Origin of the sequence: Acinetobacter sp. YH12096 (assembly GCF_013419215.1) — a bacterium.
Classification (GTDB): Bacteria; Pseudomonadota; Gammaproteobacteria; order Pseudomonadales; family Moraxellaceae; genus Acinetobacter; species Acinetobacter amyesii.
In genome coordinates, this window is sequence record NZ_VPAM01000009.1 from 51,763 (window position 1) to 67,848 (window position 16,086).

Consider the following 16,086-nt stretch of genomic DNA (forward strand, 5'->3'; position numbering starts at 1 on the left):
CTCTATCAGGTTATTGCAAATTTAAACTGTTAGATCTTTAATTTGGGTACTTGCACCATTGGTTTTAACTGATTCAATGCCTTTATCTCGCGATTGCTCACTGGCATAAAATTGGCTAGTTCCAATAATTTGATGGTTTGCCGCTTTCAAATTGAAATAAGGTTTGCCATTTTTGGCTGTCAGTCGTTCAAAACGGCTGTCATCTGCACTGTTCTTTTGTACAGACTCAATCCCGTTTTGTGCTGATGCTTTCGCTTTGTATAATTCACTCGTTAAAATGATTTCACCGTTCCCTGCTTTTAATACAAAACGGAACTGCTGATCATTAGAGTGACTGATCTCGTACCATCCCGACATAGGTTACCCCTTCATTTTCATTGTTTTATCTATTATTCGATCAGGATTTGTTGTTGGAAATTCAACCTGATCTACAGAATATAAATGAACTCGGTCACATTTTTCAATGTCTTTTTTGATCAGTATAAAGCTCAAAATTTAATCAAAAAGGGATTTTTTAATAAATAATTCCAATAAAAAATAATCCGACCGAAGTCAGATTTCATCATTTTTACAGCATGATGTATTTCAAAATATATGCGCGTTTCTGCATGTAATGAATGTCTTAAGAACTCACGATCTGCTTTGAATACGTCGCTTTATTCATTTCTAAAATTTCCACACAAAGTTGCACTTCTACTACTGAAGCTGTGACATGTTGTTTCAGCACGTCCAATAACAACAATGAAATTTGCTTTTGCACTTCGACCGTTCGACCCGTCAATAATGAAACTTTGGCATGCATATACGCATGTTGAGCGTGTTCATTCAAGCCCACAACAAAATCTTGCTGAGCTACGGCACGGCTCTTAATATCATTGATGGCACTCACATGACCCGATTCAAATAAGGCAGCGTTTAGCGCTTTAAGTAAAGGTCGAGCTTCGACGTCAAGGTTATTGGAATATTCCAAATGAATATGCGGCATAGTAAAGACATTTCAAACCTGTAATGCGTCTATTATGCAGGCTGAAAAGTAAAATCTATAGCGGATTAGATATCAATTTCATGTTTAAGTAGACATTCTAAGCCAAGTGTGGCCTTCGCTTAGGATGATTGAAATTTGCTTTGGAGCGAACAAAAACGAAACTTAAACTTTTTTCACGTATTCAGATTTGAGCTTCATAGCCCCGATACCATCAATTTTACAATCAATGTCATGACCATCTGTTGCATCGACTAAAAGGCGAATATTTTTAACTTTGGTGCCAACTTTCACCACTGAAGATGAACCTTTAATTTTAAGATCTTTCACCACAGTAACCGTGTCACCATCGGTCAATACATTGCCATTGGCATCTTTAATCAGCACCTGTTCATCTGCAGCGCTTTCGCCCTCACGCCACTCATGTGAGCATTCAGGACAAATCAATAAATCGCCATCATTATAGGTATATTCAGAATTACATTGGGGACAATTGGGTAAAGACATAAAAGACCTCAAAAAAAGATGGACGCAAAAATCCATAAAAACTTAATATAACATTTTTATGTATTTCATAAACTTAAAAACCATAAATATCGTATGGTTTAGTGAAGTTATGACGATGTAAATAACACAACGCCACAGCACTAATCGGTTTAAATTTTAGATCTCTAATGAGGTGTTTAATATCAACGCTTTTAAGATATGCGCATGATTTTTATCCATATGTTTGGCCGCTGTAAGTAAGGTCAGGGGCTCCTCTTTTTCCCATGTGCGCAGTTGTTCTAACTCAGCTTGATGGGTCTGTATTTCTTGCAAATAGCGCTGCTTAAACTCGTCCCATCGAGAAACCATTTCTTCGTCTTGATGGTACCAACGACGTAAATCTGTCGATGGAGTCAATGCCTTCGGCCACAAATCTAGCGCTGCGCTCACTTTACTGATACCACGCGGCCACAAGCGATCGACCAAAATGCGTTTACCGTCATCTGGGCTGATCTCATCATAAATACGTTTAATGTGTACGGTCATTAAGCCCTCCCTCATCTATTTGCAGTTTTTCGATCATTCTTCAGATTATTCATCGGGGATCGCTGGATTTACTAAAAAAGCCAGTAACTGTAAAGACTCCTGCCAACCCAAATAACAGGCATCAGGTGGAATAACGCTCGGCAAACCTGCCTGTACAATCGTCACTTCGGCCCCTACTGATACCGCTTTAAACTCAACAGTGATTTCGATTTCACCGGCCAACTTAGGCATATCAAATTGGTCTGTATAGCGCAGTAGATGATTGGGCACGACATCATGATAATCACCATGGAAAGCGTGCATGGTTCCGGTTGAAAAATATTGAAATGACATGATTGCTCATGATGATGTCCTTTTGTCATTGTTTTCACTGAATCATCCACATGCATTCACCCTCGCTTTATCGTCCATTTTTATCATACTGAAACGTTCTAAATGAAACAGCTTTGAGTCGTGCGAGAAAGGTCATTGCTGTTCAATACTATAGTGAATCCTACAGATTGATCCCATCACTTTAACGCAATGCCGTGTTATGTTTTGTGAGCTGCATTCATATTGATTTTTTTATAAAAATATTTAAAAATCAAAATTTTACACAATTTCTCTAAAATTTAAATAATAAAAAACCCAGTTGAATCACTGGGTTCTTGTTGCTAAAGATGCAATAGTGAGACTTAACTCAATTGTGCTTCATCTTCATCCAGATCATCATCTTCATAGATATAAGCCATACAACCCCAGCCGTCATATTCGCCCGAATGTTGTTCCGCAATTTTAATAAACCACTGCTCTAAATCAACGATATCTTCATAATCAGGTTCCATATAAACATAGACCGTGATAATCCATTCCACGCGATCTGATTCTTCATCTTGGAACAATGAAATTTTTTGCTCTTCTTTCAATAAATACAATGCACACTGTTCAGCCTGCGCTTCGTTCGAAAAGGCAATTGAATATTCGATTTCGTGCGGCACAGATAGATCGTCACCATCTTGCTGCATCTGCCACAGCACATTGCCATTATCATCATCTGGAAATTGTTTAAAATCACGAGTCATTGTACTTTCCCTTATCGTTTATGAATTTTATTCTGTTGACTTAGATTAACGGATAATTGTTGCAATTTGCATTAGCTAAATCTCTTTAATCAGAAATAGACCGCCGAGGTGATCTTTCTGATAACAATTCAAATTAAACCACAACATCCATGTGGGCCTGAGTTTCTTTAAGATGTAAAACCAAAGCTGCCATTTTCAATTCTTCTAAGCGTAATTGTAGATAACTGTCGAGTACCCGTGCCTGACTAAAATGTACACCATGCGCATTGAGCAAGGTGAAATCATCCGCCAAAGCCTGCAATAGCTCACCTAAGTTTTTGGTATTTAATTGGGCTAAATACAAATCAGCACGACTATTAAACACCAATGTAAATAATTGCATCGCAGCCAAACGACGCTCTTCATCGACATAATTACAGTTTGCAGTCGATTGCTGCTCCATTGCATCAATCATTTTGCAACGTACCGCAGTCAAATTTTGGTTTGCCGCAGATTCATTCATGCCATCCATCAGCTGATCTAAAATACTCTGTAAAGGCAAAAAGAATGCTGACTGATAGCCCCGTATTTTGTTGTCCAAAGCACGGTTGATGTTTTCCAAATGCTGCTGATCCAGCGCTTGGCTATACAAACCCTTTAACTCGGCACGGGCTTGTTCCTGTATTTGTGATTTAGCTCTTTCTTGATATTTGCTCAAATACTGACGCACTTGTTCAATCTGTGCGCGAATATCATTCAACATGATATCTGCATTGGCTTTGGTGACTTCCACCAAACCATCAGCCTGTAAAGTTCGATACTCAACATATTGTTCAATATCCACAATATGTTGATATTTCGCTACTTTATCGACTTGGATTTTTAAGCCACTGTTTTGAATGCGTAATTGACTGATTTCATAATTCAGTTCATCTTGCTGCGACTCTGTTTCAGCCAGTTTTAACCGCGCACGATCGAAGTTTTCCTGCAGTGAACGTAGGGTTTTATCATTTTTCAATTTGCGGTTATAAACAAAAAGGAGAGCCACAATTAATAGGATGATAAGGACGATTAAAGCAATATTGATCATTTGCCAATCCTCAAAATAAGCTTCAATAATTTAAGTTTATTCCCCAAAACAAACCTAATTTATAAAAATTAAAATCAATAATTTATTTCATATTAGCAGAATAAATGCAAAAAACTGTATTTATCTGACCAAATACACACTTGCACACAATTTAACTAAAATGCTGTTTTAAATCATTTTAATAAAATATTTTTATATTAAAAAAGTAATCATTCAATATTCATTAGAAAATATAATAAAACCTTAAAAATGGCGTTTATTTACTAAAAGCTACAAAGAAATTTAATATCAATATTTTTAAATTTTTCACATACTTTATAGAGATATTTAAATTATTTATATATCCCCAGAATTGGGGATATAGTGTATATCATGAATCATTTTTAAGCAGAAAAACCTATTTAAAGCTGTAGATATTCTGCGCTTTTTACGAGTCCCAAAGGTTTTAATTCAATGCAGCAGTTTTTATGAACAATGAGCATTCACATGAATATGCTTTAAAATTCTGCCGCACAATGAATATGAACAGCTTGTTGAGTTAAAGGCTGGGTAAATGCCAGATCGCAAGCATGTAACGCCATCCGTCCGAGTGAGCTCTGTTTTGCATTCGGGTGATACAGTTGATCCCCTGTAATTGGGTGCCCAATATGCATCATGTGTACACGTAGCTGATGTGAACGCCCTGTCACTGGTGTTAATAATACTCGGCTAATGTCCTTGCTTGCGTCATAGCTAATGGCTTGATACAAGGTTTTTGAGGGTTTGCCCAATTCAAAATGCACCATCTGTCGTGGGCGATTTTCCCAGTCCGTAATGAGGGGCACTTCAACACTACCCTCACCTTCGAGTTTGCCTTGAACCAAAGCCACATATTGCTTTTGAACCGTCCTCGCTTGGAACATTTTACTCACCGCCACTTCTGCATCGCGGTGTTTCGCAAACATCAAAATGCCTGATGTTGCCATGTCTAAACGATGGGTAATTTTTGCAGCAGGATACTGCTCCAAAACACGAAGATAGGCACTGTCATGATGCTCAGGCAAACGTCCCGGAACCGACAACAATTCCGCTGGTTTTTCGATGACAACCAAGTCTGCATCTTCATACAAAATACGTAGAGGACCTTGAGGCGGCGCATAGACAAAGTTGGGATCTAAAGGCATGGACAGACTGTGTACTGGGAGAATGTCGGCAAAATAACAACTGACTAATTCGCTGTCAATCGACTTTAACCGATCAGGTCTAACCCTAACGATTATTGGTCCCCAATTTACCAAAGGCTGGTGCTAATGAATGAGATAAATCATCCTCCAGTAACTGTAAGATGCTTGCACTCGTGGTTGAAGGATACTGATGTAGTGTGATGCGATATTCGCCCTGAAACCACTGTGACAAATGCAAGGCATAGGTTCGTTTAGGCCCAAAACCTAAATGCTGTTTTAAACGACTCTTTATACCTGTCCGTGATGATCCAACATACAGAATGTGATTGGGTTGATTTAACTTGGCGCAAGCATGGGTTTTCAATGCCTTAAATGCAGCATAGTCCTGATATGTCTGCTGTATATCGCCACCAACCTGCTGTATCACATAAATATAATGTGCGTGTTGAGTAAGATCATCAAAACTTGAAAACTCAAATATACGCTCAGCTTTAGTCTGCTGTGCCTGCAGACAATCCTGTATCAATTGATCAAGATAACCCATAACAAAATTATTTAAAATTTAGATAGTTAAGCATAACAACTTTGTGAAAAAGGACAATCCGAAGCTTAGATTAAGTTTAAGATCTTCTGCGTGATATTTATTACATCAGCAATAATCAAAGTGTGTTGGGAATGAATGCGAAGTCTGGAATTTTGAAAAAGATGGAAGGATTTATTATTCGATTGAATTCTTAAAAAATTTTCTAGGGTGTAAGAGAAAACAGTGTTGTTTACTTCAACTATCATCACTTTGTAAGTCATGATCTTATAGCCTATAAACTTCTGGTTTATAGCGTCCTAAGCTGAATCGAGACCTTTTGGGTGAGTACTGTACACGTGTTTTGCACCACTGACAGCATGCTACTCTTTTCAATCTCTGTAACACCCTTGAGATATATAGTAGTGGTATCGATGAGGGATTGTTTCCCTGAAAATCACTGTTTTTGGCTTATTTTAAAAATATTTTTCACATTTAAAGATATATTGAAAATATTTTCTTCTTGCATCAAGTTTTAGCATTTTTTCCATCTGATAAATGACTTTTCCCGAGAATTTTCGCCATAGCTTAGCACTCAAACAACAATTATTTATGCTGTTCAAAGCAAACTATTACTTCTTTTTACTCATTTCAGACAGCAAATCCAGCTGAATTTCCTGAATCTTGGCAAGACGATCCCATTGATGCATCAACAAATGATCTATCTTTTCATGTAAATGGCGAATTTCTAATTCAGCTTTTAAATTCACCTGATAATCATTCTCCGAACGCATGCGGTCTTTAGCTTCTTGACGGTTCTGGCTCATCATAATAATGGGCGCTTGTATGGCAGCGAGGCAAGACAACATCAAATTCAGCAAAATAAAAGGATAAGGATCAGCAGGATGCTTCACCATCACCACAGTATTGACTAAAATCCACACCGCTAAAAACAATGTAAAACAAATAAGAAATGCCCAGCTACCGCCAAATGTTGCAATTTTATCCGCTAGCCTTTCGCCAAAACTCCACTGCTGATCCAGCTTTTCTTCAACATTTTTGCTAATCAGATCATGCTGCTGCATGCTGTTCAGCACCTCATATTCTAAATTGGAGACTTCGCCTTGTTCGGAGTTCAGAATTGACTGCACATACTGCATACGGTATTTGGTTAAATCAGTTTGGCATATATAGTCCTGAGCACCAGATTCAGGAAAATCCTGAGCAATTTCTTCTGTAATGACTTTACGCACGGTTCCCATTGGAATCATATTTTTCAGTGGGAAACTTTTTTTGCACACCAAACAAGTACGGCATTCTACTTTCCCGTTCATTCTTGCCTTGCCCAATTGAATTTTATGTTCTTTTGAGCATACTGTTTTGCCTAAATTTAATGCAAGCAGCTTGTGCTTTTACACCCAATATTTTTTATGATTTAAGCTTATTTTAGATAGTGCAATGCAATGTAGGGGGTTAAATTCAAAAGTAAAATACCAATTTTATAGACAGCCATTCCACCATAATGAATAGCGTCAAACTGCTGATCGCTCAACTTAAACCACTGCCCATGCAGGCGTTTCATCCAATCTTTAGCAAAGACAAATACCACAAACCAAATGATTAAAATCAGATAGTTAATCACTAAGCTATACAGCAAGAAATCGCTTAAATGACTCAAGTTCATGGCAAATCTCCTAAGCGTATTTTTATCCTTAGTTTATGCCCCTTTCGAGCAATTGAATATTGCTTTTAAATTTCCGCTTAGATTTGGACTATTTTTAAGAGAGATGCCTGACGATCTTTGAGCTTGTGCTGATTTCACTGGTGTGGTTTGTTTTGTGCAGATTAAAGGAGTAATGATTCATTATTCTTTTTTATTTTGGCTTAAATTTTTGGGGTGGTATAAGAGAAAACAATATTGTTTACTTCAACTATCATCACTTTGTAAGTCATGATCTTATAGCCTATAAACTTCTGGTTTATAGCGTCCTAAGCTGAATCGAGACCTTTTGGGTGAGTACTGTACACGTGTTTTGCACCACTGACAGCATGCTACTCTTTTCAATCTCTATCACACCCTTGAGATATACTTTAACCAAAGAGGATCGGGATTAATTTCCTAAGTTTTTCTAATTTTCTGCAAATTCAGCAAATTTTTTCAGCCATTTTAGGTTTAGCGGGATATTTTATCTTTTCAGCTCATCTCAGCGTTTTTTATCTGCAGATTTGCCCAATTATAAGAAAATTTTCTTTTACAATAGACAAAACGTCCAAACACAGCGTCAAATTTAAAAATATATCGCCGCTGAACATTCCCCCTCCGGTTCAATTATCTACATAAATTATGACTCACAAAACACCGCTCAATGAGTAACTAATGATCTAGATCTATCTTTGTTCTACTTATTGAACTGAGGTTACGCAGTAACATCAGAAGCGCAATTTGATTCAAATAAATGAACGATACGCGGTAACGTCATACGCAAGTGTGGCTACTTTTAATCAAAAATGTTTTTGCGATACTGTGAATAATTTGACGGTAATGAGCGAGTTTTGCGGTGAGGAGCATTGCTCCGCAAGATGGTTTCCTTGCGAAGCTTCGCTTCTCATTTTGCCGAATGAGAAACAACGTTTCGTAAAAGTACCTCCAGCCGAAGGCTAATCCCTTTATTCAATCCCTAGATATAAGACGCCGTCGAATAGAATTAAAAATCATTTAAAAAATACAAAACTACTTTTAAGTGTGTAACATCAGTTATTTAATTCATGATCAATTCAACGATTTATTAGTCAATGAACTAAATAGCTTTGTACCCACTGTGCGCTAAACCACCAACCACTACATGCCGCCATACCACAGAGTAAATTGGCCAAAATTTTATTCATTCGACTGAGGTCTGATGCATATATTTTGAGATTGATCAGATATGCAATCACGGCATATACCAGTCCAATCGCACCACCAATGATGATCAGGATCAAAGGCCATGCTGCATAGGCATGCGCCTCTGCTGGATATTTTGTAGAACGGATGGTTTCTGTGGTCATGCTGTATATCCTATTAATAACGCGATTACCTTTTTTAGTTAGCAATTTCTGCGCCATTTTTCTTGGATATACAGCTTTATTTCAAGGTTAATGCATGTTGAATTTCTAGCTTTGACTACAGCATTTATCGCAACCGACAACTTTTTCTGTAGGCCAGCTCATTCGTGCACGCTTATAAGCGAGTTCGAAATTGGCAAAATAACCAATCAATATTTGCTGGTCAAACTGCGGCATGTCTACGCATCCTTGCGTACCATTGTGAATTAAATGCGAGCCATTCGTTAAGGCATTTTCATCGACTATAAATTTAATCATCTACCACTCCCCTCATTATTTTTTATAAAATTCAAAGATTAATAAATCCATATAAAAATTATGTGATTTATAAGCACATACTAAAATTATGCCTTTATTGTTCAAAAATCAATCGCAATTTAAAGATTTTTTTTAGCCGTCTCTTGGATGCCTTAAACGCAGAATGATGTGCTCTTTTAAGACAGATAGGTGGAATTGCTTGATAGAGATTTGCGCTTAAGCCGAGTGCTTTGTATGTTGAATAAAGGTATTGTTCACTCGAACTGACATCAACAAATACGGCGTCCAAATCAGACAACCCATAGTACTCGTCGCTAACTGTATGATGGTCTGTGTATCAGTAGCGCTTCTTATAATTTTTATAATCTTTATCAAACTTTGCTAATACTCAGTTTCTGATTTTTAATTTTATATTTATTAAACATAACGCAGATCACTCACTCTAAAAGATGGATTCATTTTAGAGTGAAATATTGATTGGTTTATAAAGGGGTATCGACCTGTACAGTTCGTTTTTGGCGTATGCGGCGAACCAACCAGATCACGATTGCAATCACTAAGATCACCACGAAAAATGGGACTAAAAAGGCCAATACTGACAAGACAGCCGCACCAATCCATTCCCCTGTAGATAAGATTGGATTTGCAACGCCACCTGTGGTTGCGGTAGATACGCCACGCGCTGCGACGGTACTCATTTGCACTGCTGTTGCTGTACCACCACCCACGATAATTGCTGCAGCCCAACTGGCAAACTGTGACATTTCACCTGAGCTGACTGCCATTGTGGCAATGGTCCCTGCAATCATGGCTGCAGGTGTTGAAATGGTGTCGAGCGCATTATCTACCCAAGGAATATAGTAAGCTGCAATTTCACAAACCGTCGCAATTGCTAAGCCAATACAAACCGCAGGCATAGACAACCATTCGAATCCTTTCATCGGTTCGAATAGTCCTAAAATGGAAGCAACACTCATCACCAATAAAGGTACAAAGACACGGAAGCCACAGGCAGCACTTAAGCCAATACCGATACACAGTCCTAATATTGTTTCCATGGGCTTCTCCGAATGGTCAAACGTACAATTTGTTTTTATAGATGCAGTGTTATACGTTAGCAAAAAGCCCTATCGAGTGATAGGGCTTTTCTTTCTAAACAGCGGATAACTGTTAGTGTTTTGCAGCTTAGGCATTCTTATTGTTAAATTGATTGCCTTGGCATTTGGTACACGGTGGTAAACGATCAGTACCAATTTCTAAGTAGACGCGGTGTCCGCATTGAACACAAAAATAGAAGCCTGTTCCGGGTTTTTGACCAGCAGTAACCATTTTTGTTCTCCATGTGTTTTTAGAAATGGTAGATTCAGTATAACCCTCTTGTGATGAATGTCTATTGGTCATTTCGACAATTGATAATGGCATTTAGGCAAAGTATAATTTCAAATGGAAATTTTGGTGGGTTTACAGCGATTTGCTCAGCCAGTTTTCTACTTGCAGTTCGTCTACACGCAGAAATTCTTTTTCATTGTTTGTGACCATGACCCAATTATTCGATCGTGCGTGCGCAGCTAGCCATAAATCGTTATTGCCAATCATTTGTCCCTGAAGCGCTAACTGTTTTCGAATTTGAGCATAGTGTACGGCGGTGTGTTCATCTAACTCTATAACAGGAATGATTGAAGTTAATTCATCGATAACTTTGAAAGCTTTGTCTTTCCATTGGCTTTTTTCCGCACCAAAGCGAAGTTCCCCCAAAGTAATCACTGAAATAAAAATATTGCCGTCAGGTAAATGTTTTTCAAAATGCTGACGGACAATTTCGGGTTGATGCTTGGTGATATAAATACAAATATTGGTATCTAATAAATATTGTGTTGGCATTAGAACTCTTCTCGTTCTTGCGGTGGTTCATCCACTCTTGTTTCTGCATAAAAGTCGTCTGGCATTTGTGCCAAAACCTTAAATAACTGTTCTGCTGTGACTGGTTTTTCTCGCAGTATAACCTCATCACCACGGCGGAAGATTTCAACTTCCTTGCCTTCAAAGCGAAATTCTTTAGGTAAGCGAATAGCTTGACTACGACCTGTCATAAAAACTTTTGCTGTAGTCATGAAGCGACTCCATAAGTTTTGATATATATCTTATGATAGGTATTTTTTGAGTATTTTTCAATCAAACCATTATCCGTATTTAATACTTATTTTTAGAAATAAAATCTATAAGAAGAAAAAAAAGTAGCTGATCTAAATATAGAATCAGCTGGACTATTTTCGGTCTAAAAAATTCAAAAGAGAAAGCTTTTGCTATGACTTTATTACAGTTGGGCAAAAAGATAAGCTTAACTTTCAGTATTTTCACACTCAATAATTTCTTCCAAATTAAATTTTTTTTGAATTTCATCATTATCAGATTCAAAAACAGCTATATTGACTCCTCCTAGATGTTTGACACTTGGATACATAATTCCTTGTAATTTTGGTTCAAATACATATCTAAAATATTCTGAAACTACCTGTGTAGGTACATAGTCAATATGCTCTTTGCCATCTTTAGCAACTGGTTTCAATAAATCATTAACAAATTCATAGAGAAACTTAATTTCCTCCCTAAGGTCATGTTGTGATATATCAAAAATACTAGGAGCTTGAGGTAACTTTGTTAAATCTAGAACTTGAATATTATTTAATAATTTTAATTTAGCCAATGACCAATATTGCTGATCATCAATCACTTCAAGTTTTGCTGTATCTGACATAAATGCGATATAAAAATAAGGAATACCTGCTGGATTCATACGCCCAGCACCAGCCAATCTTTTTGGTGCAACTCCTATTTCTTCAAACTCAGTAAATTCTTGACCTTTCTTATGCGCCCTAACTCTATAAAAATTTGAATCTTTTGGAATTTCTCTAATCAAGCCCAATCTATTAGATAAATCCCCCAATTGATTTAACATAGAAGTTAAAGGAATCGAATAAAAATCATCATATCCTGAAGATTTCTGAGTTAAAAATAGATAGCGTGTTTTATATAAAATTTGTTCTTTAAAACTTTGCCACCCAAAACTCAAAACAGCACTCTTAGGAACTCCAATCCAATCATCTTGGACATGTGAAACTAAATATAAACTGGGATCGGCAGATTCACATAAATCTTCTATAAACTGATCATTCCATCCAGGATTAAAGTCATTAATTACATCTTGTATATAAACTTGTTCTATTACCCATTCACCTTCAGCATAAGGCATCGCCGTATCTTGCGCATCTTTATAAGAGAGAAAGATTCGATCATATATTTTTTGAGCTACAAATTTGTACTCACATGCAATATTCTTATTTCCTACGCTCCAACAGTATGAGCATTTTTTCTGCGTCGCATTTGATTTAATTATTTCAGCTAAATAATCATCAGCTATACAATTGAAACATATACTTTTCTCATTAAAACTTAATGAATATACAGTGATCTCATCCATACGATCATTAAACCCCATCATCCCCTCCAATATAAAAAAAGAGCCCACACAATATGAGCTCTTTGATATAGAAATCAATTAATTATCAGTTCAAGCTACCTTCCAAGAAATCCTGTGCAAAGCGCTGCAATACACCGCCCGCTTCATATACAGATACTTCTTGTCCTAAAAATAATTCAATCAAATTAAAGTAAAGCTAAGTTTTGTGCCCTCAATATTTTTTGAGAAGACATAAGCAGAATTGATATCTCTAAATTTATTTTCATTAATCAATTTATTTAAATAATCCTCTTCCACAGTCGGATGTACACCTAGACACCAAAGCGAACGTCCAGTAGTAGTACTAGACCCTTTGACTTTTTCGTACTTCTCAATATCTTTCAACATATATCGAATGCAATGAGAAGCATTTATGTGCTGTTTTATCTCTAGAGGTATAGAACTTTGCTTATGTTTTTGTCTTATCATGAAATCAATTGAACAAATATCTTTGTCTTTAGACATTCGCTTGTCTAGCTCATATCTTTTTTCTCTTTCAACTTCAGCTACATCAGAATGACTAAACAAAAATAATGCAAACTCAACCTGAAGCCATATTTCCCATCCCTTAATCTGATTATCCACGAATCCATTTAATTTTTTGACAATCGTCTCTTGTGCAAAAAACTCTTCTGATAAGTTAGTTAAAAAATTTAGATCATCTTTAAGTATTTTCATTATGATTAGTCTATTAAAAAAACCCCACATAAATGTAGGGTCTTTTTACAACAATATCAATTACTTTTAGCTTAAATCATCAAGCCACATTCCCTTCCAAGAAATCCTGTGCAAAGCGTTGTAACACACCACCCGCTTCATACACATGCACTTCTTCTTCGGTATCCAAACGGCAAGTCACAGGCACTTTAATGATTTCATTTTTACCATCAGCAGTTGAACGCTCAACCACCAAAGTCAGGTCAGAACGCGGTGCAATATTACCAATCACGCTATACAGCTCTGTACCATCCAGCTTCAAAGTTTTACGGTCTGTACCCGTTTTAAACTCAAGCGGCAGCACGCCCATACCTACAAGGTTAGTACGGTGAATACGCTCAAAACCTTCCGCTACAATCACTTCTACACCTGCAAGGCGCACACCTTTAGCTGCCCAGTCACGGCTCGAACCTTGACCGTAGTCTTTACCTGCAATGATGATCAGTGGCTGCTTACGATTCATATAAGTTTCAATCGCTTCCCACATACGCATCACTTCGCCTTCAGGCTCTACACGCGCTTTTGAACCTTGCTTGATCGTACCGTCAGAACGCACCACCATTTCATTAAACAATTTCGGGTTGGCAAATGTCGCACGCTGTGCAGTTAAATGGTCACCACGGTGGGTTGCGTATGAGTTAAAGTCTTCTTCAGGCACGCCCATTTTATGCAGATACTCACCTGCAGCCGAATCCATCATGATCGCATTCGATGGCGATAAATGGTCTGTGGTGATGTTGTCAGGCAAGATCGCAAGCGGACGCATATTTGCAAGTGTACGCGGTGCAGCCAATGCCCCTTCCCAATACGGCGGACGGCGGATATAAGTACTTTGCGGACGCCAGTCGTATAGTGGGCTTGCCGCTTTTTCACGCTCACCCAAATCAAACATTGGGATATACACTTTCTTAAACTGTTCAGGTTTAACCGCTTCTTTCACCAATGCATCAATTTCAGCATCAGACGGCCAAATGTCTTTTAAGTAAATTGGATTACCGTCTTTGTCATTACCCAGTGAATCGGTTTCGATATCAAAACGAATCGTCCCTGCAATGGCATACGCCACAACGAGTGGAGGCGAAGCCAAGAACGCTTGTTTTGCATAAGGATGGATACGACCATCGAAGTTACGGTTACCTGAAAGTACCGCAGTTGCGTACAAATCACGATCAATAATTTCTTGCTGAATCACTGGATCGAGCGCACCTGACATACCATTACACGTGGTACATGCATACGCCACGATACCAAAGCCGAGCTTTTCTAAATCACCGAGTACACCAGCTTCTTCGAGGTATAAAGCCGCAGCTTTAGAACCTGGTGCAAATGATGATTTCACCCAAGGTTTACGCACAAGTCCTAACTCATTAGCTTTACGTGCAAGTAAGCCTGCTGCCACGGTATTACGTGGGTTAGAAGTGTTTGTACATGAGGTGATTGCTGCAATGATGATTGCGCCATCAGGCATTAAACCTTCAGCTTCCTGAGCTTTAGCCGCTTCTAAGTTACCTGCAATGCCTTTCGCTTTTAAATCAGCGGTTGATACACGTGCATGTGGATTCGATGGACCTGCAATATTACGAGTGACTTGTGATAAATCAAAACGTAGTACACGCGGGTATTCTGCCGCTGTCATATCCGACGCCCAAAGACCAATTTCTTTGGCATAGGTTTCAACCAATTTCACTTGATCCGCTTCACGGCCTGTCAATGTCAGGTAATCAATGGTGTTTTGGTCAATGTAGAACATCGCTGCCGTTGCGCCATATTCAGGGGTCATATTCGAGATCGTTGCACGGTCACCTACAGACATGCTGTCTGCACCTTCACCAAAGAATTCTAAATACGCACCGACGACACGTTCTTTACGCAAGAATTCTGTAAGCGCTAACACGATATCAGTTGCAGTAATGCCCGCTTGACGCTGGCCCACCAGTTCTACACCAATGATGTCTGGCAGACGCATCCAAGATGCACGGCCGAGCATGACATTTTCAGCTTCTAGACCGCCGACACCGACAGAAATCACACCCAATGCATCAGTATGCGGCGTATGTGAGTCTGTACCCACGCAAGTATCAGGGAAAGCTAAACCATCACGGTTTTGAATCACTGGAGACATTTTCTCCAAGTTGATTTGATGCATGATACCGTTGCCCGCAGGGATCACATCGACATTTTCAAATGCTGTTTTGGTCCATTCAATGAAATGGAAACGGTCTTCGTTACGACGGTCTTCAATCGCGCGGTTTTTCTCAAATGCGTCAGGGTCAAAACCGCCGTATTCTACTGCTAGAGAATGGTCAACAATCAGCTGCGTTGGAACAACAGGGTTCACTTTAGATGGGTCGCCGCCTTGGTCTGCAATCGCATCACGCAAGCCTGCAAGGTCAACCAATGCGGTTTGACCGAGGATGTCATGGCACACCACACGTGCAGGGTACCAAGGGAAATCGTGGTCTTGTTTACGGTTAATCAGTTCTTTTAAAGACTGTTCTAAGATTGCAGGGTCGCATTTACGAACCAACTGCTCTGCAAGAACTTTAGATGTATATGGGAGTTTTGCGTATGCGCCTGGCTGAATATCTTCTACGGCTTGGCGTACATCGAAGTATTCTAGCTGGGTGCCTTGCAGCGGTTTACGATAGTTGTTGTTCATAGC

The 16,086-nt window shown here is 38.5% G+C and carries 20 protein-coding genes and 2 pseudogenes; all 22 read right to left on the bottom strand.

The genetic code is table 11. From position 1 onward, the window contains the following. Positions 1-21: 21 nt before the first annotated feature. Positions 22-357, bottom strand: a complete 336-nt coding sequence (locus FTU36_RS05725) for a YegP family protein (protein WP_180009306.1) — start codon at positions 355-357, stop codon at positions 22-24. A 265-nt stretch (positions 358-622) separates the two neighbouring features. After that, on the bottom strand, positions 623-985 hold the full coding sequence (locus tag FTU36_RS05730; RefSeq protein ID WP_180117033.1) for a 5-carboxymethyl-2-hydroxymuconate Delta-isomerase: 363 nt from the start codon (positions 983-985) through the stop codon (positions 623-625). Between the two features lie 162 nt (positions 986-1,147). After that, positions 1,148-1,489, bottom strand: coding sequence for a zinc ribbon domain-containing protein YjdM (locus FTU36_RS05735; RefSeq protein ID WP_180041515.1), 342 nt, complete (start codon positions 1,487-1,489; stop codon positions 1,148-1,150). A 156-nt stretch (positions 1,490-1,645) separates the two neighbouring features. Then, complete coding sequence (locus tag FTU36_RS05740; RefSeq protein WP_180117035.1) at positions 1,646-2,014, bottom strand: DUF488 domain-containing protein; 369 nt, start codon at positions 2,012-2,014, stop codon at positions 1,646-1,648. 45 nt (positions 2,015-2,059) lie between these two features. Then, positions 2,060-2,347, bottom strand: a pseudogene (locus FTU36_RS05745) (SRPBCC domain-containing protein); the annotation flags it as partial. A gap of 341 nt (positions 2,348-2,688) precedes the next feature. After that, positions 2,689-3,075 carry a ribonuclease E inhibitor RraB gene (locus FTU36_RS05750; RefSeq protein ID WP_111884820.1) on the bottom strand — a complete coding sequence of 129 codons (387 nt, stop codon included), beginning with the start codon at positions 3,073-3,075 and terminating at the stop codon, positions 2,689-2,691. Positions 3,076-3,208: 133 nt separating this feature from the next. After that, entirely contained in the window at positions 3,209-4,144 is a 936-nt protein-coding gene (locus FTU36_RS05755) for a hypothetical protein (protein WP_180117039.1), read from the bottom strand. A 497-nt stretch (positions 4,145-4,641) separates the two neighbouring features. Then, a complete protein-coding gene (locus tag FTU36_RS05760) occupies positions 4,642-5,307 on the bottom strand; it encodes a pseudouridine synthase (RefSeq protein WP_078191125.1) in 666 nt (221 codons plus the stop codon). A gap of 85 nt (positions 5,308-5,392) precedes the next feature. Then, positions 5,393-5,851: a GIY-YIG nuclease family protein gene (locus tag FTU36_RS05765; RefSeq protein ID WP_180117041.1), complete on the bottom strand. Its 459-nt coding sequence runs from the start codon at positions 5,849-5,851 to the stop codon at positions 5,393-5,395. 608 nt (positions 5,852-6,459) lie between these two features. Beyond that, positions 6,460-7,161, bottom strand: coding sequence for a DUF1003 domain-containing protein (locus FTU36_RS05770; RefSeq protein ID WP_168378549.1), 702 nt, complete (start codon positions 7,159-7,161; stop codon positions 6,460-6,462). Between the two features lie 107 nt (positions 7,162-7,268). After that, positions 7,269-7,511, bottom strand: a complete 243-nt coding sequence (locus FTU36_RS05775) for a DUF6868 family protein (protein WP_078191128.1) — start codon at positions 7,509-7,511, stop codon at positions 7,269-7,271. Between the two features lie 1,106 nt (positions 7,512-8,617). Beyond that, positions 8,618-8,875: a hypothetical protein gene (locus FTU36_RS05780; protein WP_180117043.1), complete on the bottom strand. Its 258-nt coding sequence runs from the start codon at positions 8,873-8,875 to the stop codon at positions 8,618-8,620. Between the two features lie 105 nt (positions 8,876-8,980). Next, entirely contained in the window at positions 8,981-9,190 is a 210-nt protein-coding gene (locus FTU36_RS05785) for a hypothetical protein (protein ID WP_078191130.1), read from the bottom strand. A gap of 216 nt (positions 9,191-9,406) precedes the next feature. Then, entirely contained in the window at positions 9,407-9,565 is a 159-nt protein-coding gene (locus FTU36_RS16880; RefSeq protein ID WP_180117045.1) for a DUF2569 family protein, read from the bottom strand. Positions 9,566-9,672: 107 nt separating this feature from the next. Further along, a complete protein-coding gene (locus tag FTU36_RS05795) occupies positions 9,673-10,248 on the bottom strand; it encodes a DUF4126 domain-containing protein (protein WP_111884815.1) in 576 nt (191 codons plus the stop codon). 127 nt (positions 10,249-10,375) lie between these two features. Then, complete coding sequence (locus tag FTU36_RS05800; RefSeq protein ID WP_143221616.1) at positions 10,376-10,612, bottom strand: hypothetical protein; 237 nt, start codon at positions 10,610-10,612, stop codon at positions 10,376-10,378. A gap of 39 nt (positions 10,613-10,651) precedes the next feature. Beyond that, the gene (locus FTU36_RS05805) at positions 10,652-11,071 is read right to left on the bottom strand and encodes a type II toxin-antitoxin system VapC family toxin (protein WP_180117047.1); all 420 of its coding nucleotides are present in this window, start codon (positions 11,069-11,071) and stop codon (positions 10,652-10,654) included. Next, a complete protein-coding gene (locus tag FTU36_RS05810) occupies positions 11,071-11,301 on the bottom strand; it encodes an antitoxin (RefSeq protein ID WP_180073868.1) in 231 nt (76 codons plus the stop codon). The genes FTU36_RS05805 and FTU36_RS05810 overlap by 1 nt, the downstream gene beginning before the upstream one ends. A 227-nt stretch (positions 11,302-11,528) precedes the next feature. Then, positions 11,529-12,686 carry an RES domain-containing protein gene (locus FTU36_RS05815; protein ID WP_180117049.1) on the bottom strand — a complete coding sequence of 386 codons (1,158 nt, stop codon included), beginning with the start codon at positions 12,684-12,686 and terminating at the stop codon, positions 11,529-11,531. Positions 12,687-12,753: 67 nt separating this feature from the next. Beyond that, a pseudogene (locus FTU36_RS16885) lies at positions 12,754-12,831 on the bottom strand (hypothetical protein); the annotation flags it as partial. A 17-nt stretch (positions 12,832-12,848) separates the two neighbouring features. Continuing rightward, the gene (locus FTU36_RS05820; RefSeq protein WP_257224794.1) at positions 12,849-13,385 is read right to left on the bottom strand and encodes a hypothetical protein; all 537 of its coding nucleotides are present in this window, start codon (positions 13,383-13,385) and stop codon (positions 12,849-12,851) included. Positions 13,386-13,464: 79 nt separating this feature from the next. Next, positions 13,465-16,083, bottom strand: coding sequence for a Fe/S-dependent 2-methylisocitrate dehydratase AcnD (acnD, locus tag FTU36_RS05825; protein ID WP_180117051.1), 2,619 nt, complete (start codon positions 16,081-16,083; stop codon positions 13,465-13,467). Positions 16,084-16,086: the final 3 nt, after the last annotated feature.